The sequence below is a fragment of the Sandaracinobacter neustonicus genome (assembly GCF_006385875.1).
In the GTDB taxonomy this organism is placed as follows: domain Bacteria; phylum Pseudomonadota; class Alphaproteobacteria; order Sphingomonadales; family Sphingomonadaceae; genus Sandaracinobacteroides; species Sandaracinobacteroides neustonicus.
Window position 1 is genome coordinate 147,541 of record NZ_VFSU01000030.1, and the last position, 20,513, is coordinate 168,053.

Genomic DNA, 20,513 nt, shown 5'->3' on the forward strand with positions numbered 1-20,513 from the left:
CCACAGTCAACTAGATTTACATTTATGGATCGCATTCGCGCCGGTCTCACTGGGCTTGCCGCCGTCTTTCTTGTGACGGCTGCCGCTGCCCTTCTGTTCGCGCCGGACCCGGCGCAACAGGCCCGGGTTGAAGCTGCGCAGGCAGCCGACCCCGGTGAGCCTTTGGCACAGCTTGGAGTCGCCCCCGGAAGCGAGAAGGCCAGTCAGCCTTCGCCGCCCCCGCCCCCTGTGGCTGAGCCGCAGGCGTCTGTCGCGCCGTCATCCGATCAGGGCTATCCGCTGGCCTCGCCGACGGTACGCAATCCCGGCCAGCCTGTCGAAATCTGACTCTTGTGAAGGCCTGAACGCGTGAACATCCGCTGGCTTGTGCTCGCGCTGTTGCTGGCACCGATGCTGCTGTTGGGTGCGCTGCTGTGGCGGGACAATGCCGGCACGCAGGCGCTGATGCGCGATATCGACCGCGAGGCGGTGGCGGGGATCGAATTGTCGCGCGAGGGCGAACGGGTGGTGCTGGCCCGCAAGGCCGGAACCGGGGGCTGGGAGATTCCGAGCGCGGCCGATGCGCCCGCCGACGAGGCGCGAATCCGCCGCTCTCTGGACGAGTTGCTGGCCCTGCGCGGGCGGCCCGTAGCGGCGAATGCGCCTGAGCAACAACGTGCGCCGCTGACGGTGCGCTTGTCGGACGCGGACGGGAAGGCGCTGGGTGAGGCGGCCTTCTGGGCCGGGGAGGCGCAGCGCCTGCCCGATGGCGAGCGGCTGTCGCTGGCGAAGACGCCCGCGTTGCCGGTGTGGCCGTCGGCATGGTCCACGTTGCAGGCGCCGCAGATTCCGGCCGACCGCATCGCGGCCGTGGAGGAACTGGGCGAGGATGGGCCGAAGGCGCTGTCTGCGGAGGCGACGGTGCAGGTGGCGAAAATATTGGCCGACCTTGGCGCGAAGGATTTCGTGGCCGGTGCCGATGTGAGCTGGGGCGGGGCGAAGCTGCTGCGCGTGAAGCTGGTGGATGGAACCGTGATCGATTTGCAGCAGGTGCCGGACGGCGATGGCCGTTACTTCCTGCGCCTGACGTCCGACACGCTGGAGAGCGTGCGCGCCGCGCGCCGCTATGCCTTCCGCGTAGCCGAACCACTGCCCTGATGCGCCAGGCGATGGGCTTTGGTGGGCGACTCTGGGGCGGGCCTCTGGCGCGGCGGCTTTCCAACAGGGTTATCCACAGGTCTATGCCGTTTTCCTGCGTCGAAAGGCGTTTAGGAAAATCATGTCGATTCAGAAGGTTGCAAATAAGACCGCCAATCTGACCATAAAAGCCCATTGAATACCCACGAAAGCCCATGCTATCCCTTTTCCACAGGGCTGGCAGGCGCTCCGGCCGTTTCGCGAAGGCATTCCCCCGCCTGAGCAAACGCTGGCGCCGGTGCACCCGAAAAGAGGGGATCGGGTCATTCGCGGGTATTTTTCAGGGACTTATGTGAACGGGGTCGATCTCAAAAATCGGCTCTCCGTTCCGTCGTCCCTGCGCGAGACCATCGAGGCGCGCAGCCAGACTCGGGAACTGGTGATCGGCCCGGACGAACATTCGCCCTGCCTGATCGGCTATGACGTTTCCTATTTCGAGCGGATCGAAGCCCGGCTGGAGGACGAGTTCGCGAGCGACTTCGGGCCGGGCCGCAGCCTGAAATCCCGCTCTGTCTTCGGTGCGACCGAGCATCTGAAATATGACGACAACGGGCGCATCATCCTCTCTCCGCTGATGCGGGAGATGGGCGAGATCGGCACGCAGGTGCTGTTCATGGGGCTGGGCCATTATTTCGAAATCTGGTCCCCTGAGGTGTTTCTGGCGCAGGAGGGGCAGGACCCCCGCGTGCTGAAGCTGGTGAAGGCGCTGGTCGCCGGGAGGGCGCAATGAGCGCGGCCCTTCAGGGGCTGAGCCATGTGTCTGTGATGCTGGACGAGGTGATGGCCGCCCTGTTCCCGCTGGCCGGGGCGCGCATGGTGGACGGCACCTTCGGCGGCGGCGGCTATGCCCGCGCGGCGCTGGCGGCTGGTGCCGAAGTGGACGGCTTCGATCGCGATCCGCGCGCCATTTCCCGCGCCGCGCCGATGGTAGCCGAATTCGCGCCGCGCCTGCGGCTGTTCAACGCCACCTTTTCCCGCATGGCCGAGGAACTGGGCGAAGGCTCTGCCGACGCGGTGGCGCTGGACCTTGGCTTTTCCTCCATCCAGATGGACGATCCGGCCTATGGGCTGAGCTTTCAGGCGGACGGCCCGCTGGACATGCGCCTGTCCGGCAGTGGCGAAAGCGCGGCGGATTTCCTGAACACGGCTGCCGAAGGCGAGATTGCCGACGTGTTGTTTCATTATGGCGAGGAGCCTGCCGCGCGCCGCATCGCCCGCGCCATCGTGGCGGACCGGCCGTTCGAAACCACGGGGCAGCTGGCGGCCATGATCCGCCGGGTGGTGAAGGCTCCCCGCGAGGTGAAGCGCGATCCGGCCACCCGCAGCTTTCAGGCGATCCGCATCCGCGTGAACGACGAACTGGGCGAGCTGGAGCGCGGGCTGGAGGCGGCGGAAGCCGTGCTGAAGCCCGGCGGGCGGCTGGCGGTGGTGAGCTTTCACAGCCTTGAGGACCGCATCGTGAAGCGGTTCCTCGCGGAACGTTCGGGCAGCCTGCCCACCGGATCGCGGCATCTGCCCGCGGCCGCCGCCGGGCGCAGCGCCAGTTTCGAACGCCCGGCCAAGGCCGAGCGCCCGTCCGACGCGGAAGTGGCGGCGAACCCGCGCGCGCGCTCTGCGACGTTGCGCTGGGCGCGCCGCACGGCGGCGCCGGGCTGGGGGCGGATTTCGGGTGGCCAACAACAGAAGAAGGGGAGCTGAGCCATGGCAGGGATGATGCGTGCGTCTGCTGACCAACGGGGCTGGGGTGCCGACCAGCGGGGTTGGGGCAATGAGGCTCCGGCGAAATCCGCCGGCCGCCGCACATGGGCCGCGACGGCCTGGCTGGTGGCCGGGACGATCGCGGTGGCGGTGACGAGCTACTCGCTGTCTTTGAAGGTGGCGGCTGAGCGGCGCGATGTGGAGAAGCTGGCGCGGCAGAACGCCAGCCTGCAATCCGATCTGAAGGCGCTGGACGCGGAACTGCGCGTGCGGATGCGGATGCCGCAGTTGCAGCGCTGGAACGACAGCGTGCTGGGCATGGTGCCGATCAGCGCCACGCAGTATCTGGCCAACCCGGTGCAGCTGGCCGCCTATGGCGATCCCATCGAGCAGGCCGCGCCCGCCGTGCCGCATGCACAGCTGGCGGTTCGCGATCTGGCCCCCGCCGCCCACCCGCCCGCGCAGCAGCCGCTGCTGGTGAGCGCGCAGGCCCCGGCCCGTGCCCCCGCGATGCGCCCCGAGCCTGCGCCTGCCGCCATCGAGCGCGTCTCCATGGAGCGCCCGTCGGTTGCCAGCGTTGGCATCCAGCGCCCGGCTGCCGATGCACCTCAGGACCTGATCCGCGAGGTGGAAGTGAATTTCGCAGCCGGAGGTGCCAACCAGTAAGATGAGCCCAGCCGCCGCGCCCCGTGTTTCTGTTCGCCTGCCCGGCCATCGTCAGATGGCCCTTGGGCTTGCGCGCCAGCGGCTGGCCATCGGCATCCTCGTCTTTATCGCGTTCACCGGCCTGCTGGGGTTTCGGCTGATCGAGCTGTCGCTGTTCGACGGCCCCGTGCAGCGCGCCCGCCCGGCGGTGGCGAACCCCAATATCCGCGCCGAGATCGTGGACCGCAACGGCGTGACGCTGGCCTCCAGCTTCGAAGCCTATGCGCTGGCAGCGCGCCCGCGCGACATCATGGGCAACAAGGAGGCGCTGATTGCGGCGCTGATCCGTATCCTGCCCGAGCGCCCGCCGGAGGCGATCCGCAGCGCCATCTATCATGACGGCAAGTTCCGCTACATCACCCGCCGCATCCTGCCCGAACAGGCCGAGGCGATCCGGCGGCTGGGCGAGCCGGGGCTGACGCTGGAGCGCGAGGCCGAGCGGCTGTATCCGCATGTGGGCCTTGCCGCGCATCTGGTGGGCTATACCGGCATCGACGGGCGCGGCGAGGGCGGCATCGAGCGCGCGTTCGAGCAACGCCTGACGGATCCGGCGCAGTTGGAAAAGCCGCTGGCGCTGGCGCTGGACGTGCGGGTGCAGCAGGCGCTGGAATCCGAACTGAAGGCGCAGATGGACCTGCAGCAGGCCAGCGGCGCGGCGGGCGTGGTGATGGACGTGCATAGCGGCGAAGTGCTGGCGCTCGCTTCGCTTCCGGCGTTCGATTCCAACCGGCCGGGCGGGCTGGTGGGGATGCCCAGCCATATGAACCGCGCGACGCTGGGCGTTTACGAGCTTGGTTCCACCTTCAAGGCCTTCACCATTGCGATGGCGATGGATACCGGCGTGCTGCCGCGCATGGACGAGCGTTTCCCGACCACCCCCATCGCGGTCGGGCGGCAGCGCATTTCAGACAGCCACCCCAAGGGTTACCCGCTGACGGTGCCGGAAACGCTGATCTATTCCTCCAACGTGGCCACCGCGAAAATGGCCGAGCGCATGGGCCGCCAGCGGCAGGAGGCCTTCCTGCGCCAGCTGGGGATGATGGACCGCGCGCCCGGCGAACTGCTGGAAACCGGCCGTCCGCTGACGCCTGCGCCCAACAACTGGGGCCTCGCCTCTGTGCTGACCATCGGCTTTGGCCATGGCATCGCGGTGACGCCGCTGCATCTGGCGACTGCCTATTCGGCGCTGGTGAACGGCGGCATCTATCGCCCGGCGACCTTCCTGAAGGTGCCCGAAGGGGCGGAGCGGCCGGGCAGGCGGGTGTTTCAGGAAAGCACTTCGCACGCGCTGAACGGCATGTTGCGGCTGGCGGTGCTGGACGGCACCGGGCGGCAGGCGGATGCCGATGGCTATCGCGTGGGCGGCAAGACGGGCACGGCGGAAAAGGTGCTGGAACATGGGCGCGGCTATGACAAACGGCGCAACATCACCACCTTTGCCGGAGCCTTCCCGATGGACAATCCGCGTTACGTGGTGATCGCCATGGTGGACGATCCGACGGTGGGTTCGCGCATGGCGGGCTCGGTCGCCGGGCCGGTGTTCAAGAAAGTGGTGAACCGCATTGCCCCGGTGCTGGGCGTTGCGCCCGACACCAGCGGCGCGTCCGAGCCGGACATTCGCATGTTCGAAGGGCTGTACAAGCCGCGCGATCCGAAGCGCGATCCGAACGCCATGCGCCGCGCGGCGGCCGGGCTGCCGCCGCTGGAAGGGGGTGTGCGTTGAGCGACCCGCTGGCCAGCATCCGCGCCCGGATCACGGGTTTCGCCATCGATCACCGCAAGGTCGCGCCGGGGGCCGTGTTCGGTGCCTTCCGGGGCGCACGCTTCGATGGCGAAAGCGTGATTGCCGATGCCGTGAAGGCCGGGGCGATTGCCGTTGTGGCGCGGCCGGAAGCGCAGGTGGACGGCGCGCTGCACATATCGGACGCGGAGCCGCGCCGCCTGTTCGCGGAGCTGGCTGCCAGCTTCTACGCGCCGTTCCCGGCGGTGACGGCGGCCGTGACGGGCACCAACGGCAAGACCAGTTCGGCGGAATTGTCCCGCCAGCTGTGGCATCTGGCGGGTGAGCGGGCGGCTTCGCTGGGGACGCTGGGGGTGATTACGTCGGCCGGTCAGGACAAGGCCGGGTCCGGCGGGCTGACGACGCCCGATATCGTGACCTTCCTCTCCAACGTGCATGGGCTGGCGATGGAGGGCATCAGCCATCTGGCGTTCGAGGCCTCGTCGCACGGGCTGGCGCAATATCGGACGGAGGGGCTGCCGGTGACGGCCGCCGCCTTCACCAACCTGACGCGCGACCATCTGGATTATCATGAGACGATGGAGGCCTATTTCGAGGCCAAGCTGCGGCTGTTCACCGAGGTGCTGGATGCCAATGGCACGGCGGTGGTCTGGCTGGACCGGGGCGCGGCGGGGGCCGAATATAACGAGCGGGTGATTGCCGCCGCGACGGCTCGGGGGCTGACCGTGCTGACGGTGGGGCCGGACGGCGAGGCGCTGAAGCTGGTGAAGCGGGTGCCGACTTTGCTGGGGCAGACGCTGACGGTGGAGGCTGGCGGCGCTTCTCACACGGTGAAGCTGCCGCTGATCGGCGGCTATCAGGCGGCCAATGCGCTGGTGGCGGCGGGGCTTGTGATTGCGACCGGCGGCGATGTGGCGAAGACTCTGCCCGATCTGAACCGTGTATCCGGCGTGCGCGGGCGGCTGGAGCGGGCGGTGATCACGCCCTCGGGTGCGCCGGTGTATGTCGATTATGCCCACACGCCCGACGCGCTGGAGGCGGCGGTGGCGGCGCTGCGTCCGCACACCGCCAACCGGCTGATCCTGCTGTTCGGTTGCGGCGGGGATCGGGACAAGGGCAAGCGGCCGGAGATGGGCGCGATCGCCGTGCGCGACGCGGATGTGACCATCGTGACGGACGACAACCCCCGCACGGAAGATGCCGCCAGCATCCGCGCCGCGATCATGGCGGCTGCGCCGGGCGCGACGGAAGTGCCGGGCCGGGCCGACGCGATTCGCGCGGCGGTGGCTGCTGCGAAAGCGGGCGACGTTGTGCTGCTGGCGGGCAAGGGGCATGAGCAGGGGCAGATCGTGGGCACCGATGTGCTGCCGTTCGACGATGCAGACGTTGCGCGGGAAGCAGCGACGGAGCTTCAGGCGTGAGCGCGCTGTGGACCGGGGCCGAGATCGCGGCTGCGACTGGCGGTGTGCTGTCCGCGCCGTTCGACGTTGACGGCGTGACCTTCGACAGCCGCGAGGTGATCGGCGGCGAATTGTTTGTGGCGATGCGCGGCGAACAGGCGGACGGGCACGAGTATGTGGCGAAGGCCGCCGAGCGCGGGGCGGCGGGGTTCATCGTGGAGCGCGCCGTGGATCAGCCGCATGTGCGGGTGACGGATAGTTTCACCGCGCTGGAAGCGCTGGGCGCGGCGGGGCGGGCGCGGACGAACGCCACCATCATCGGCGTGACCGGCAGCGTGGGGAAAACCGGCACGAAAGAGGCGCTGCGGCTGGCCTTTGAACGGATTGCGCCGGAGGCGACCCATGCTTCGGTGAAAAGCTATAACAACCACACCGGCGTGCCTTTGAGCCTGGCCCGCATGCCCGCGCCCACGCGCTTTGGCGTGTTCGAAATGGGCATGAACCATGTGGGCGAACTGGCTGGCCTCACCCGGCTGGTGCGGCCGCATATCGCGCTGATTACATGGGTGACGGCGGCGCATATCGCGCATTTCCCGGGTGGCGAGGCGGAGATCGCGGCGGCCAAGGCGGAGATTTTCGAGGGGCTGCAGCCCGGCGGCACCGCCATCTTCCCGGCGGACAGCGAGCATGCGCCACTGCTGGCGGCGGCGGCCGCGAAACATGCCGCGAACAGCATCAGTTTTGGGTGGAAGACAGGGGCCGATGTTCGCGTCCTCCAGGCGGATATCGGCCCCGTTTCCACCACCCTTGTCGCCGATGTGATGGGCGACGAAGTGCAGTGCACGATCGGCATGGCCGGGCGGCATTGGGTGAACAACGCGCTGGCCGTGCTGGCGGCGGTGAAGGCGGCTGGCGGTGACTTGGCGGAAGCCGGGCTGGCGCTGGCGGGGCTGACGGAACTGCCCGGCCGGGGCGCGCGGGTGAGCCTTGCCGTGGACGGCGGTACGGCCACGCTGATCGACGAAAGCTACAACGCCAACCCGCTCTCGATGGCGGCTGCGCTGGCGGTGCTTCGGGACAGCCCGGCAAAGCGGCGGCTCGCCGTGCTGGGGGCCATGCGGGAGCTTGGCGCGGAAAGCGACGCGCGCCATGGCGCGCTCGCCGCCCCGATCACCGAGGCCGGGGTGGCGGACCTCGCGCTTGTCGGCCCCGAAATGGCGGCCCTGAAGCTGGCGGGCGCCTCCCATCTGCCGGATGCTGCGGCCGCCCTTGCATGGGCGCGCGCGACGCTTCGGGATGGCGATGTGCTGCTGATCAAAGGGTCCAATTCGGTTGGCCTTGGCAAGCTTGTGGCTGCGTTGAAGGAAAGCGCCCGATGATCTTCCATTTGGCCGAGTGGCTGGGCTTTCCCGGCGTGTTGAACGTGATCCGCTACCTGACGTTCCGCTCCGGCGCGGCGATGGTGACGGCGTTGCTGATCGGCCTGCTGATCGGCCCGCGCTTCATTGCATGGCTCAGGGTGAACCAAGGCAAGGGCCAGCCGATCCGTTCTGACGGGCCGCAATCGCACTTCGCCAAGAAGGGCACGCCCACCATGGGTGGGCTGATGATCCTGATTTCGCTGGCGATTTCCGTGCTGCTGTGGATGGAGTGGGACAAGCCCTTCGTCTGGGCGGCCCTGTTCGTGACGCTGGGCTTCGGCATCATCGGCTTTCTGGACGATTATGCGAAGGTGACGAAGCGCTCGTCTGCGGGCGTGTCCGGCAAGGTGCGGCTGCTGGCGGAATTCCTGATCGCCGGATCGGCTGTCTATTATGTCTCCCTGTTCAGCGGGACGACTTTGTACTTCCCCTTCCTGAAGGACACGGGCCTCGATCTGGGCCTGTTCTATGTGGCGTTCGGGGCGATGGTGATCGTGGGCGCGGGCAATGCCGTGAACCTGACGGACGGGCTGGACGGGCTGGCCACCATGCCGGTGATCATCGCCGCGATGACGTTCGGCATCATCGCCTATCTGGTTGGGAACGCCGTGTTCGCCGAATATCTGGGCGTGCATTTCGTGCGCGGATCGGGCGAACTGATCGTGTTTGTGGGGGCGCTGGTGGGGGCCTGCCTTGCCTTCCTGTGGTTCAACGCGCCGCCTGCCGCCGTGTTCATGGGCGATACCGGCAGCCTTGCGCTGGGCGGGGCGATCGGCACCATCGCGGTGATCACCAACCATGAACTGGTGCTGGTGATCGTGGGCGGGCTGTTCGTGCTGGAGGCGGTTTCGGTGATCGTGCAGGTCGCCAGCTTCAAGATGACGGGCAAGCGGGTGTTCAAAATGGCCCCCATCCACCACCATTTCGAGCAGCTGGGCTGGCCGGAATCGACCGTGGTGATCCGTTTCTGGATCATCTCCATCGTGCTGGCGCTGGCCGGCCTCGCCACGCTGAAGCTGCGCTGATGCTGTCGGCACCCGCCCTTTCCGGCAAGCGGTTCGCGGTTTACGGCCTCGCGCGTTCGGGGCTGTCTGCGCTGCGGTTTTTGCAACGGTCCGGCGCGGTTGCTGTGGCGTGGGATGAAGCCCCGGCGGCGCGGGATAAGGCGTTGGCGGAGTTTCCGGGGCTGGACTTGCAGGATTTCGCCGGGCTGGATCTGGCGGGCGTGGACGGGCTGATCGTCTCCCCCGGTGTGCCGCTGAACCGGCATCCGTTGGCGGCGCGCGCGCGGGATGCAGGCACGCCGATTCTGGGCGACATGGAATTGTGGCAGCAGGCGCGGGCCACGCTGCCGCTGCACCGGCTGGTGGGGATCACCGGCACCAACGGCAAATCCACCACCACGACGCTGATCCACCATCTGCTGGAAGCAGCGGGGGTGACGGCGCGGCTGGGCGGCAATATCGGCCTGCCGGTGCTGGATGCCGAGCCGCTGGCGGCTGGCGGCGTCTATGTGGTGGAACTCTCCAGCTACCAGATCGATCTGGCGCAGACTCTGGCGTGCGACGTGGCGGTTTATACCAATCTGACGCCGGACCATCTGGACCGTTATGACGGCATGGCGGGCTATGCGGCCTCCAAGGCGCGGCTGTTCGCGATGCAGCAGCCGGGCGCGCATGCGGTGATCGCGACCGACGATGATTATACCCGCGCGGCGGCGGCGGCCCTGCCTGCCGGGATCGGGTTGGTGGAGGTGCATGCCGCCGATGTCGATCCGGCCGCGCAGGCGCATTGGCCCGCGCTACAGGGGCCGCACAACGCGCAGAATGTCGCCTGCGCGGTGGCGGCAGTGCGCATCCTCGGGCTTTCCGACGCTGCGATCGAGGCGGGGCTGCGCAGCTTCCCCGGCCTGCCGCACCGGATGGAGGTCGTGCGGTCGGTGCGCGGCGTGCGCTATGTGAACGATAGCAAGGCGACCAACCCCACCAGTGTCGCGCCCGCGCTGCAGGCGTTCGATCATGTGCACTGGATTTTGGGCGGGCAGGCGAAAACCGCCGAGCTGGACGCCTGCCTGCCGCATCTGGCCCATGTGAAGGCCGCCTATGTGATCGGCGAGGCCGCGCCGCTGTTCGAGGGGATTTTGCAGCCCTTCCTGCCGGTGACGAACGCCGGGACGCTGGCGCTGGCCGTGCAATCCGCTGCCGCTTCGGCGGCGGCGGGGGACACGGTTCTGCTCTCTCCGGCTTGCGCCTCGTTCGATCAGTTCAGTGATTATGAAGCCCGGGGCCGTGCCTTCCGGGATGCCGTGGAGGCCCTGCCGCAATGAAGATCGCCGGTGTCTCCCTCGCCTTCGGCCGTGCGGACAAAAGCCCGCTGTCGCGCTGGTTCTGGACCATCGACCGCCCGCTGCTGTTCATGCTGCTGGTGCTGATCGGCATCGGCCTGATCGGCGTGGCGGCGGCCTCTCCGGCGGCGGCGCTCCGGCTTTCGGGCGGTGCCGTCACGGTGCCGCCGCTGCACTTCCTGTGGCGGCAGCTGATGTGGGTGGCGGCGGGTGTGCCGCTGATGATCGGCGTTTCGATGCTCACCAAGGATGCCGCGCGCCGGGTTGCGCTGGCGGGGTTCGTGATCTTCCTGATCCTGCTGGCGCTGGTGCCCTTCATCGGCGCGGAGAAGAATGGCGCGGTGCGCTGGATTCAGCTGCCGGGCTTCCAGATGCAGCCCATCGAGTTCCTGAAGCCCTTCTTCGTGATCACCACCGCATGGCTGTTCGCGCTGAAGTTCGAGGATCGCTCGCTGCCGGTGATCCCGCTGGGCGGCATCCTGCTGGCGCTGATCGTGGGGCTGCTGGTGATCCAGCCCGATTTCGGGCAGGCGGCGCTGGTGATCGCGGTGTGGCTGGTGCAGGCGGTGCTGGCCGGTCTGCCGCTGCTGATCCTTGCGATTGCGGTTGCGGCGGCGCTGGGCGGGCTGGTGATCGCCTATCAATTCGAGCCGCACATCCGCAACCGGATCGACGGTTATCTGCATGGCGAGGGCGACACCTATCAGGTGGATCGGGCGCTGGATTGCTTCCGCTCGGGCGGGCTGTATGGGGCCGGGCCGGGCGAGGGAACGGCGAAATTCCATCTGCCCGAGGCACATACGGATTATATCTTCTCCGTGATCGGAGAGGAATTTGGCGCGATCGCCTGTTTCGCGCTGGCTCTACTATATCTTGCGATTGTTCTTCGGGTTCTGCTACAACTTCTGGACGAAGACGATCCCTTCACGCTGATGGCGGCGACGGGTCTTGTCGCGCAATTCGGGGGTCAGGCGCTCATCAACATGTCGTGAATCTGGCGCTTGCTCCGTCCAAGGGGATGACCCTGCCTTTGGTGAGCCATGGCGGCTCCAGCTTCCTTGCGACGGCCATCGCGATGGGGCTGTTGCTGGCGTTGACGCGGCGCAACCGGCACCTGAAGGCCAGCCCCTATCTGAAGCCGGGGGCGGCGTTCGCATGAGCCTCTCCATCATCATCGCGGCCGGAGGAACGGGCGGGCATATGATCCCCGCCCATGCCCTGTCGGAGGAATTGCAGCAGCGTGGCCACAAGGTCACGCTGCTGACGGACGCGCGCGGCTTGCGCTTTCCGGGGCTGTTCGAAACGGTGGACAAGCATGTGCTGGAGAGCGCGACGGCCTCGGGGATGAACCCGATCGCGTGGATGAAGGCGATGATCGCCATCTGGAAGGGCCGCTCCGAAGGCAAGCGCATCGCGAAGGATGTGGGCGCGGATGCGGTGGTGGGCTTTGGCGGCTACCCCTCCTTGCCGGGGCTGCTGGCTGGCGTGTCTTTGAAGCTGCCCTGCGTGCTGCATGAGCAGAATGCCGTGCTGGGGCGGGTGAACCGCAAGCTGCAATCGCGCGTGTCGGCCATCGCGCTGACCTATGCCGAGACGGCGTTCCTCAGCGCGGAGGGCAAAGCGACCCACACCGGCAACCCCGTGCGCGGGGCGGTGTTGCAGGCGCGCGGCGGACCGTTCCATGCGCCTGCCGCGAACGAGCCGTTCCGCATGCTGGTGGTGGGCGGCAGCCAGGGCGCGCGGATTCTCTCGAAGCTGGTGCCCGAAGCCGTGGCGCAACTGCCGGACGCGCTGCGCGCGCAGTTGCAGGTGACGCAGCAGTGCCGCCCGGAGGATTTGTCCGCCGTGGTGGAAGCCTATCGCGCGGCTGGCGTGGCGGCGGAGTGCCACAGCTATATGGCCGATCTGCCGCAGCGGCTGGCGGCCAGCCATCTGGTGATCAGCCGTTCAGGTGCCTCCACCATGGCGGAGCTGATGGTGCTGGGACGCCCGGCCATCCTGATCCCCTTCGCGGCGGCGACCGACGATCATCAGACGGCGAATGCGGCCGGATTCGTGAAGGCGGGCGCGGGCTTCCTGATCCCGGAAGTGTCGGCGACGGCGGCGACCATCGCCGGGCATATCCGCGGCTTCATGGGTTCCCCGGAAGCGCTGTCTGCGGCAGCGGGCGCGGCGCGGGGGCTGGGCATCCCCGATGCGGCGGCCCGGCTGGCCGATCTGGTGGAGCAGCAGGTGCGCGACCTCAAAGGAGTCGCGGCATGACGGCGCTGAAATCCGGCTTTAACAAAAACATCGGCCCGATTCACTTCATCGGCATCGGCGGCATCGGCATGTCCGGCATCGCCGAGGTGATGGCGAACCTTGGCTTCACTGTGCAAGGCTCTGACATCGCCGAGGGCTATGTGGTGCAGGGGCTGCGCGACAAGGGCATCACCGTTCATATCGGCCACAAGGCGGAAAATCTGGGCGACGCCGCCGTGGTGGTGGTCTCCACCGCGATCAAGCGCGGCAACCCGGAAGTCGATCTGGCGCTGGAACGCCGCATTCCGGTGGTGCGGCGGGCGGAAATGCTGGCCGAGCTGATGCGGCTGAAATCCACCGTCTGCGTGGCGGGCACGCACGGCAAGACCACCACGACGTCCATGGTGGCGGCGCTGCTGGATTCGGGCGGGCTGGACCCCACGGTGATCAACGGCGGCATCATCAACAGCTATGGCTCCAACGCGCGGCTGGGCGATGGCGAATGGATGGTGGTTGAAGCCGACGAGTCAGACGGCAGCTTCCTGCGGCTGCCGCCCACGCTCGCCATCGTGACGAACATCGATCCCGAGCATCTGGATCATTATGGCGATTTCGAAACCGCCAAGGCGGCCTTCCGCCAGTTCATCCAGAAGGTGCCTTTCTATGGCGCGGCGGTGCTGTGCCTCGATCACCCGGAAGTGCAGGCGATGATCCCCTCCGTGTCGGACAGGCGGATCGTGACCTATGGTTTCGCCGGGCAGGCAGACATTCGCGGCGACAATGTGCAGCCGATTCCCGGCGGCAACCGCTTTGACGTCACGCTGCGCGCGCCGGGCACGGCGGAGCGGCGTTACGAGGGGCTGGAGCTGCCCATGCCGGGCCGCCACAATGTGCTGAACGCGCTGGCCGCCATCGGCGTGGCGGATCAGCTGGGCATCGGCGAAGCGCAGGTGCGCGCAGGGTTCGCGAAGTTCGGCGGGGTGAAGCGGCGCTTCACCAAGGTGGGCGAACTGGCGCTGGACGGCGGCCAAGTGACGATCATCGACGATTATGGCCATCACCCGGTGGAGGTGAAGGCGGTGCTGGCGGCGGCCCGCGAAGGCGCGCGCGCCAGGGTGATCGCCGTGGTGCAGCCGCACCGCTACACCCGCCTGCGCGATCTGTTCGACGAATGGCGGTCCGCCTTCAACGATGCCGACACGGTGGTGATCGCCCCCGTCTATGCGGCGGGCGAGGCCCCGCTGGAGGGGATCAGCCATGACGCGCTGGCCGAGGCGCTGCGCCGTTCCGGCCATCGGCAGGTGCTCACGGTGTCTGGCGAGGCGGAACTGGCCCCGACGCTGGCCCCGCTGCTGGGCGCGGGCGACATGGTGATCTGTCTGGGCGCGGGCGACATCACCAAATGGGCGGCGCATCTGCAAGGCGCGCTGGAAGCGGCGAAGGCGGCATGATGGCGCTGGACACCCGCCCCCTCGCTCTCCCCACGCCGCGCGGCAAGCTGACGGCGCATGCGCCGCTGGCACCGCTGGTCTGGTTCAAATCCGGCGGGGCGGCGCAATGGCTGTTCGAGCCGAAGGATGCCGACGATCTGGCGGCGTTCCTCAGCGATCTGGACCCGGCGATGCCGGTGATGGCGCTGGGGCTGGGCTCCAACATGATCGTGCGCGATGGCGGCGTGCCGGGCGTGGTGGTGCGGCTGGGCAAGGCGTTCGGCGCGGTGGAACGGGTGGATGCCACCACGCTGACGGCGGGCGGCGGCGCTTCGGGCATCGCGGTGTCGTCTGCGGCGCGCGATGCGGGCGTGGCGGGATTGGAGTTTCTCCGCGGCATTCCCGGCACGGTGGGCGGCTTTGTGCGGATGAACGGCGGCGCTTATGGCCGCGAGGTGGCGGACATATTGGTTTCCGCCGATGTGTTGTTGCGCGATGGCCAGCGGGTGACGCTGCCGGTGGCGGCGCTGGGCTATACCTATCGCCATTCCGAACTGCCCGAAGGTGCGATCGTGATTTCCGCGACGCTGAAGGGGCAGCCGGGCGATCCGGCGGCGATTCAGGCGGAGATGGATCGCATCGCCGAGGCGCGCGAAAGCAGCCAGCCGCTGCGCACGAAAACCGGAGGCTCCACCTTCAAGAACCCCCCCGGCCACAAGGCATGGCAGCTGGTGGACGAAGCCGGCTGCCGGGGGCTGATGCTGGGCGGGGCGCAGGTTTCGGACAAGCACACCAATTTCCTGATCAACAGCGGCACCGCGACAAGCGCCGAGATCGAGGCGCTGGGCGAGGAAGTGCGCAAGCGGGTGAAGGCGAAATCCGGCGTGACGCTGGAATGGGAAATCCAGCGCGTGGGGATGGCGTTGTGAAGCTTTGGCCGAACAGCTTCGAGCGCGGGATCATTCAGAACGTGCGTACGCACGGCTGTCAAGTGAACTGCATTTTTGACCCGGAAGATTCAGATCCCGGATTCGCTTATTCAATAGGCTTCTGGGAAACCGTTCAGCAACCTGAGGTCATTGTGTTCGGACTTTACGGAAAAGTCATGGCATCGATGGTCGAGGATATGTTTCGCCTATGTAAAGAAGGCCTGAAGCTTTCCGATGGTCTGGCCATCGATGGGTTGTTGGAAGGTCATACCGTTATTGCCAGAACGGTTTCACCTGAAAAGATTGTTCCAGAATTCTTCAACTCTGCGATCTGGTATCATCGACGCGTTACCGGCCAGCCGCTTGCTGCCGCAATGCAGTTGGTGTGGCCGGGCGTTGCTGACGGCTTGTTTCCGTGGGATGCCGGTTGCGACGAGAATGTTCGCCGTCTTCAGCCAGCACTGTATGCGCGGGAGTTTGACGCATGAGGGTGACTGTCCTCAAGGGCGGCTGGTCTGCCGAGCGCGAAGTGAGCCTCGTTTCCGGCAAGGGCATTGCCGAAGCCGCGCGCACGCTTGGCCATAGCGTGACCGAACTCGATCTGGGCGCAACCGCCGCCGATGGGGCGAGCTTCCCCGCGCGGTTGCTGGCGACGAAGCCCGATGTCGTGTTCAACGCGCTGCACGGCACGCCCGGCGAGGATGGCAGCGTGCAGGGCGTGATGGACCTGATGGGCATCCGCTACACCCACAGCGGCGTCACCACCTCCGCCATCGCCATCGACAAGGAATTGACGAAGAAGATCCTCGTGCCCGCAGGCGTGAAGATGCCGGGCGGGCGCATCGTGCGATCAGACACGCTGCACGAGCGCGATCCGCTGCCGCGCCCCTATGTGCTGAAGCCGGTGAACGAAGGCTCGTCTGTGGGCGTGGCCATCGTGACGGACGAGTCCAACTATGGTTCGCCCATTGCCCGCAGCGCGCCGGGGCCGTGGCAGGATTATCCGGAACTGCTGGCCGAGCCGTTCATCGCGGGCCTGGAACTGACGGTGGCGGTGCTGGATCATTTGCCCACCGGCATCGGCGAGCCGCTGGCCGTGACCGAGTTGAAGCCCACCACCGGCTTTTACGATTACGAAGCGAAATACACCGACGGCCGCACCCTGCATGTGTGCCCGGCGGATATCCCGCCGATGGTGACGATCATGGCGCTGGAGCAGGCGGCGCTGGCGCACCGGGCGCTGGGCTGCGTGGGCGTTTCGCGCTCTGATTTCCGCTATGATCCCGCGCAAGGGCCGGGCGGGCTCTACCTGCTGGAGGTGAACACCCAGCCGGGGATGACGCCTTTGAGCCTTGTGCCGGAACAGGCGCGTGTGCGCGGCATCAGCTATGAAGCGCTGGTGGGGCGGCTCATTGAAAGGGCGTTGGCATGAGCCGCAAGCCCCGCAAGCAATCGGATCAGCGCAAATCCGCGCCGCAGTCGGTGGCGATTCCGGTCGCACCGCGCACGGCGTGGCGGTTGATCCTTGGCAGCGTCGGCGCGCTGGGGCTGACGGCGGCTGTTGTGTGGGCAGTGGCGGCGGGCGTGCCGCGCAGCGCCACCATGGGCATCGCCACGGCGGCGTCCAACGCGGGCTTCACCGTGCGGCAGGTGGAAATCGAGGGGGCTGTGAACCAGCCCCGCCTCTCCATCTATCGCGAGCTGTTGCAGGGCGGTTCGGATTCCATGCTGCTGGCCGATCTGGACGAGATGCGCGCCCGGCTGATCGCCTTGCCATGGGTGAAAGAGGCCGAGATCCAGCGCCGCTGGCCGGACCGGCTGCTGATCAGCATCACCGAACGCAAGCCCGCCGCGCTGTGGCAGTGGAAGGGCCGTTTGCGCCTGATCGACGCGGAGGGGCAGGTGCTGCCCGCGCCCGATCTGGCGCAGTTCGGTGCGCTGCCGCTGCTGGTGGGCGAACATGCGCGGTTGCAGGCGCCCGGAATCCTGAAGATCGTCGCCAGCCGCCCGGACCTGTCCGATCAGGTGGAAGCGGCCCTGTGGGTGGGCGACCGGCGCTGGGACGTGCGGATGAAATCCGGCGAGACGGTGTCTCTGCCGGAAGGCCCGCAGGCCGAGGCTTCGTGGCTGCGCTTTGCCGATGTGCACAAGCAGACGCCGCTGTTGGGGCGTGGTTTCGTGCGTTTCGATCTGCGCATTCCCGACAAGATGGTGGTGCGGGTGGAAACCGATCCGGGGCAGACGGTGAAGCCCCGCGCCGCGCCGCCGCCGCCCGTCGCGCAGGCGCCCGCCACCGTGCAGCCGCAGGCCGCCCAGCCGCAACCCGCGCAGCCGATGCAGACGGCGCGCGCCACCCTTTCACCGCCCCGCCAACCTCAGGAGGTCGTCATCTGATGGCCGTCGCCGTGCTCAACCCCACCCAGTTGCTGAAACCCCGTGCAGAGCGGGTGATCGCCGCCATCGACGTCGGCTCGTCCAAGGTCGCGGCGCTTGTCGCCATGGCAGACGGGCAGGATCAGCCTCGTGTGATCGGCGCGGGCGTGCGCGCTTCCAACGGGCTGAAGCGCGGGCTGGTCGCCGATATGGCGAAAACCGAAGCCGCGATCCGCGCCGCGATGATGCAGGCGGAAAAGGCGGCGGGGGTGGAGATCGAGAGCGTCATCGTCAACCTCTCTGCCGGGGGGCTGGACAGCGACGTGACCTCGGTGGAGATCGATATCGCCGGGCACCGGATTTCCGAAGAGGATATGGGCAGCCTGCTGGCGCAGGGCCGCGCCCGCATCGACGAGACGATCAGCAAGGCCGGGCGCACCACGCTGCACGCCGAACCCACGCTGTATACGGTGGACGGGCTGGACGGGGTGACCAACCCGCGCGGCTTCCACGCGAACCGGCTGGCGGTGGACATCCATGTGCTGACGGCGGCGACGCCGCCCTGCCGCAACCTCGACCTTGCCGTGCGCAACGCGCATCTGGGGGTGGAATCGATCGTCGCTTCGGGCGTCGCCGCGTCTGCCTCCGTGCTGAACGACGAAGAGCGCGAGCTGGGCGTTGCCGTGATCGAAATCGGCGCGGGCGTGACGACGGTTGCCGTGCATGGCGGCGGTATGCTGGCGGGGCTGGTGTCGCTGCCGATGGGCGCGGGCGACATCACCGCCGATATCGCCGCCAGCTTCGGCACCCGCCGGGCGGCGGCCGAGCGGCTGAAGACGCTGAACGGCGCGGCCACGGCTTCTCCGCGCGACAATCACGACATGATCGAAGTGCCGCCGCTGGACCCGGACGACGGGCAGGAAGCGCGCCGCGTGCCCCGCTCCGAACTGATCGCGGTGATCCGCGCCCGGCTGGACCTGATCTTCGGCGAGGCCGATCAGGCGCTGAAGGATATCGGTTTCACCGGGGCCGCCGGGCGGCAGGTGGTGTTGACGGGCGGTGGCGCGGAGCTGCGCGGAATCGCCGATTTCGCGCAAGGGGCGCTGGCCCGCAACGTGCGGATTGGCCGCCCGCGCGGGCTGATCGGCCTGCCCGAAGCGCAATCCACCGCCGCCTTCGCCACGCTTGCGGGGTTGATCCTGCACGGCAGCCAGCCTCGCCTCGATCTCGCCCGCATGGCCGTGCCGCGCCAGCGCGGGAAGCCGGGGCCGGACACGCCACGATCCGGCTGGGGCCGGATTTTCGACCATTTGAAGCGCCAGATTTGAACCAGTCATGCCAGGGAGCCAGCCAATGTCCTTCGATTTCGTGAAACCCAGCCTTGTGGAACTGAAGCCGCGCATCAGCGTGATCGGCGTGGGCGGAGCCGGTGGCAACGCCGTCCACAATATGATCGCCGATGGCCTGCAGGGCGTCGATTTCGTTGTCGCCAACACCGATGCGCAGGCACTGGCGCTGAGCTCTGCGCAGAACCGCATCCAGCTGGGCCTGAAGATCACGCAGGGCCTTGGCGCGGGCGCGCGGCCGGAAATCGGCGCGGCCGCCGCTGAAGAGGCGCTGGGCGAAATCGATCAGGTGCTGGATGGCGCGCACATGTGCTTCATCACCGCCGGCATGGGCGGCGGCACCGGAACCGGCGCGGCCCCGGTGGTGGCGCGCGCCGCGCGCGAACGCGGCGTGCTGACGGTGGGCGTGGTGACGAAGCCCTTCGCCTTCGAAGGGCTGAAGCGGATGCGCAGCGCCGAGGAAGGCATTGCCGAACTGCAGCGCCATGTGGACACGCTGATCGTGATCCCGAACCAGAATCTGTTCCTGATCGCCAACCAGCAGACCACCTTCAAGCAAGCCTTCGCCATGGCGGACCAGGTGCTGAATCAGGGCGTGCGCGGCATCACAGACCTGATGATGCTGCCCGGCCTCATCAACCTCGATTTCGCCGACGTGCGCACTGTGATGAGCGAGATGGGCAAGGCGATGATGGGCACCGGCGAAGCCGAAGGCGAGCGCCGCGCCATTGAGGCCGCGGAAAAGGCCATCTCCAACCCGCTGCTCGATGAAGTGAGCCTGCGCGGCGCCAAGGCGGTGATCATCAACATCACCGGCGGCGACGATCTGGGCCTGATGGAAGTGGAAGAAGCCGCCCAGCACATCCGCGAGATGGTGGACCCGGACGCGAACATCATCGTCGGTTCCGCCTTCAACGACGGGCTGAACGGCAAGATGCGCGTCAGCGTTGTCGCCACCGGCATCGAAGGCAATCACGCCACGCTTCCGGGCGTTGGCAGCAGCCAGCAACGCTCCGCCGCGACGCAGATGTTCGGCGCGCGGCCGATGATCGTGCCCGCCGCCGCGCCGGGCGCGGGCGAAATCGATCCGACCCCGCCGAACGGTGGCGGCAACGGCGGCGGTGGCGGCGGCTTCCGCCCGCAGACCTCGCCTGCTGCAGGGCCGATGGCGGCCGGAATCTTCGGCACCCCGGCGGGCACCTTCCGTCCGGCGGCGGCCGATGAAGCCGAAGCGCCTGTGGCCGAAACCGCCGAGCCGCTGATGGCAGACGATGCCAGCCTGTCCGACGAGGACATATTGGAGCTGGGCGAGCCGATGCTGGAAGCCGAGCTGGACCTGCCGGAGCCGGAAGCGGCCCCCGCAGTCGCCGAACTGCCGCTGGCGCAACCCGCGCGCATGGAACTGCCGGAAGCCGAACGCCGCGCCCCCGAGCCGGAGCCGGTGCAACGCCGCCAGACGCTGTTCGAGCGGATGATGCACCTCTCGCGCAAGCCGAAGGTGGAAGACGCGCCGGTCGAGACGCTGGCGCCGGAACCGGAAGTGAATGAGGATGAGGACGAAACCCGCATCCCGCCGTTCATGCGCCGCCAGAAGAACTGAGTATCGGGCCGGGGCTGAGGGGGCCGGTGGTTCCCTTGGCCCCTGCTTGCTCTTGCCGCGCGGTTGATCTTGGGTCCCGCTTCTTTGCGGCAATGTTGGAGTTGCGGGG

Annotated in this window: 20 protein-coding genes; all 20 read left to right on the forward strand. The window is 67.8% G+C overall.

From position 1 onward, the window contains the following. Positions 1-24 precede the first annotated feature (24 nt). The 20 genes from FJQ54_RS17555 (at position 25) to ftsZ (ending at position 20,404) form a co-directional block, all read left to right on the forward strand. Positions 25-327 (forward strand): hypothetical protein, encoded by a 303-nt coding sequence (locus tag FJQ54_RS17555; RefSeq protein WP_181160173.1) that lies wholly within the window; start codon positions 25-27, stop codon positions 325-327. Positions 328-348: 21 nt separating this feature from the next. Beyond that, the gene (locus tag FJQ54_RS13745) at positions 349-1,137 is read left to right on the forward strand and encodes a hypothetical protein (protein WP_140928985.1); all 789 of its coding nucleotides are present in this window, start codon (positions 349-351) and stop codon (positions 1,135-1,137) included. 331 nt (positions 1,138-1,468) lie between these two features. After that, positions 1,469-1,906, forward strand: coding sequence for a division/cell wall cluster transcriptional repressor MraZ (locus FJQ54_RS13750; RefSeq protein ID WP_140928986.1), 438 nt, complete (start codon positions 1,469-1,471; stop codon positions 1,904-1,906). After that, the gene (gene rsmH / locus FJQ54_RS13755) at positions 1,903-2,874 is read left to right on the forward strand and encodes a 16S rRNA (cytosine(1402)-N(4))-methyltransferase RsmH (protein WP_140928987.1); all 972 of its coding nucleotides are present in this window, start codon (positions 1,903-1,905) and stop codon (positions 2,872-2,874) included. Before FJQ54_RS13750 ends, rsmH begins: the two co-directional genes overlap by 4 nt. Positions 2,875-2,877: 3 nt before the next feature. Beyond that, on the forward strand, positions 2,878-3,540 hold the full coding sequence (locus tag FJQ54_RS13760) for a hypothetical protein (protein WP_140928988.1): 663 nt from the start codon (positions 2,878-2,880) through the stop codon (positions 3,538-3,540). Positions 3,541-3,595: 55 nt separating this feature from the next. Further along, positions 3,596-5,302 (forward strand): peptidoglycan D,D-transpeptidase FtsI family protein, encoded by a 1,707-nt coding sequence (locus tag FJQ54_RS13765; RefSeq protein ID WP_235890463.1) that lies wholly within the window; start codon positions 3,596-3,598, stop codon positions 5,300-5,302. Beyond that, complete coding sequence (locus FJQ54_RS13770) at positions 5,299-6,741, forward strand: UDP-N-acetylmuramoyl-L-alanyl-D-glutamate--2,6-diaminopimelate ligase (RefSeq protein ID WP_140928990.1); 1,443 nt, start codon at positions 5,299-5,301, stop codon at positions 6,739-6,741. The genes FJQ54_RS13765 and FJQ54_RS13770 overlap by 4 nt, the downstream gene beginning before the upstream one ends. Next, positions 6,738-8,099, forward strand: a complete 1,362-nt coding sequence (locus tag FJQ54_RS13775; RefSeq protein WP_140928991.1) for a UDP-N-acetylmuramoyl-tripeptide--D-alanyl-D-alanine ligase — start codon at positions 6,738-6,740, stop codon at positions 8,097-8,099. The genes FJQ54_RS13770 and FJQ54_RS13775 overlap by 4 nt, the downstream gene beginning before the upstream one ends. Next, complete coding sequence (gene mraY, locus FJQ54_RS13780) at positions 8,096-9,166, forward strand: phospho-N-acetylmuramoyl-pentapeptide-transferase (protein WP_140928992.1); 1,071 nt, start codon at positions 8,096-8,098, stop codon at positions 9,164-9,166. Before FJQ54_RS13775 ends, mraY begins: the two co-directional genes overlap by 4 nt. Next, a complete protein-coding gene (gene murD / locus FJQ54_RS13785; RefSeq protein WP_140928993.1) occupies positions 9,166-10,467 on the forward strand; it encodes a UDP-N-acetylmuramoyl-L-alanine--D-glutamate ligase in 1,302 nt (433 codons plus the stop codon). The genes mraY and murD overlap by 1 nt, the downstream gene beginning before the upstream one ends. Next, positions 10,464-11,477, forward strand: coding sequence for an FtsW/RodA/SpoVE family cell cycle protein (locus FJQ54_RS13790; RefSeq protein ID WP_328592185.1), 1,014 nt, complete (start codon positions 10,464-10,466; stop codon positions 11,475-11,477). The genes murD and FJQ54_RS13790 overlap by 4 nt, the downstream gene beginning before the upstream one ends. A gap of 26 nt (positions 11,478-11,503) precedes the next feature. Then, positions 11,504-11,644, forward strand: a complete 141-nt coding sequence (locus FJQ54_RS18020; RefSeq protein WP_328592186.1) for an FtsW/RodA/SpoVE family cell cycle protein — start codon at positions 11,504-11,506, stop codon at positions 11,642-11,644. After that, the gene (murG, locus tag FJQ54_RS13795) at positions 11,641-12,747 is read left to right on the forward strand and encodes an undecaprenyldiphospho-muramoylpentapeptide beta-N-acetylglucosaminyltransferase (protein WP_140928994.1); all 1,107 of its coding nucleotides are present in this window, start codon (positions 11,641-11,643) and stop codon (positions 12,745-12,747) included. Before FJQ54_RS18020 ends, murG begins: the two co-directional genes overlap by 4 nt. Continuing rightward, positions 12,744-14,177 carry a UDP-N-acetylmuramate--L-alanine ligase gene (murC, locus tag FJQ54_RS13800; protein WP_140928995.1) on the forward strand — a complete coding sequence of 478 codons (1,434 nt, stop codon included), beginning with the start codon at positions 12,744-12,746 and terminating at the stop codon, positions 14,175-14,177. The genes murG and murC overlap by 4 nt, the downstream gene beginning before the upstream one ends. Beyond that, positions 14,174-15,085 (forward strand): UDP-N-acetylmuramate dehydrogenase, encoded by a 912-nt coding sequence (gene murB, locus FJQ54_RS13805; protein ID WP_408006029.1) that lies wholly within the window; start codon positions 14,174-14,176, stop codon positions 15,083-15,085. The genes murC and murB overlap by 4 nt, the downstream gene beginning before the upstream one ends. After that, positions 15,082-15,573: a DUF4262 domain-containing protein gene (locus FJQ54_RS13810; protein WP_235890464.1), complete on the forward strand. Its 492-nt coding sequence runs from the start codon at positions 15,082-15,084 to the stop codon at positions 15,571-15,573. The genes murB and FJQ54_RS13810 overlap by 4 nt, the downstream gene beginning before the upstream one ends. Next, the gene (locus tag FJQ54_RS13815; RefSeq protein WP_140928997.1) at positions 15,570-16,517 is read left to right on the forward strand and encodes a D-alanine--D-alanine ligase; all 948 of its coding nucleotides are present in this window, start codon (positions 15,570-15,572) and stop codon (positions 16,515-16,517) included. Before FJQ54_RS13810 ends, FJQ54_RS13815 begins: the two co-directional genes overlap by 4 nt. After that, a complete protein-coding gene (locus tag FJQ54_RS13820) occupies positions 16,514-17,479 on the forward strand; it encodes a cell division protein FtsQ/DivIB (protein ID WP_140928998.1) in 966 nt (321 codons plus the stop codon). The genes FJQ54_RS13815 and FJQ54_RS13820 overlap by 4 nt, the downstream gene beginning before the upstream one ends. Next, positions 17,479-18,786 carry a cell division protein FtsA gene (gene ftsA / locus FJQ54_RS13825; protein WP_140928999.1) on the forward strand — a complete coding sequence of 436 codons (1,308 nt, stop codon included), beginning with the start codon at positions 17,479-17,481 and terminating at the stop codon, positions 18,784-18,786. Before FJQ54_RS13820 ends, ftsA begins: the two co-directional genes overlap by 1 nt. Before the next feature lie 25 nt (positions 18,787-18,811). Then, positions 18,812-20,404: a cell division protein FtsZ gene (gene ftsZ / locus FJQ54_RS13830; RefSeq protein ID WP_140929000.1), complete on the forward strand. Its 1,593-nt coding sequence runs from the start codon at positions 18,812-18,814 to the stop codon at positions 20,402-20,404. The last annotated feature ends 109 nt before the right edge of the window (positions 20,405-20,513 follow it).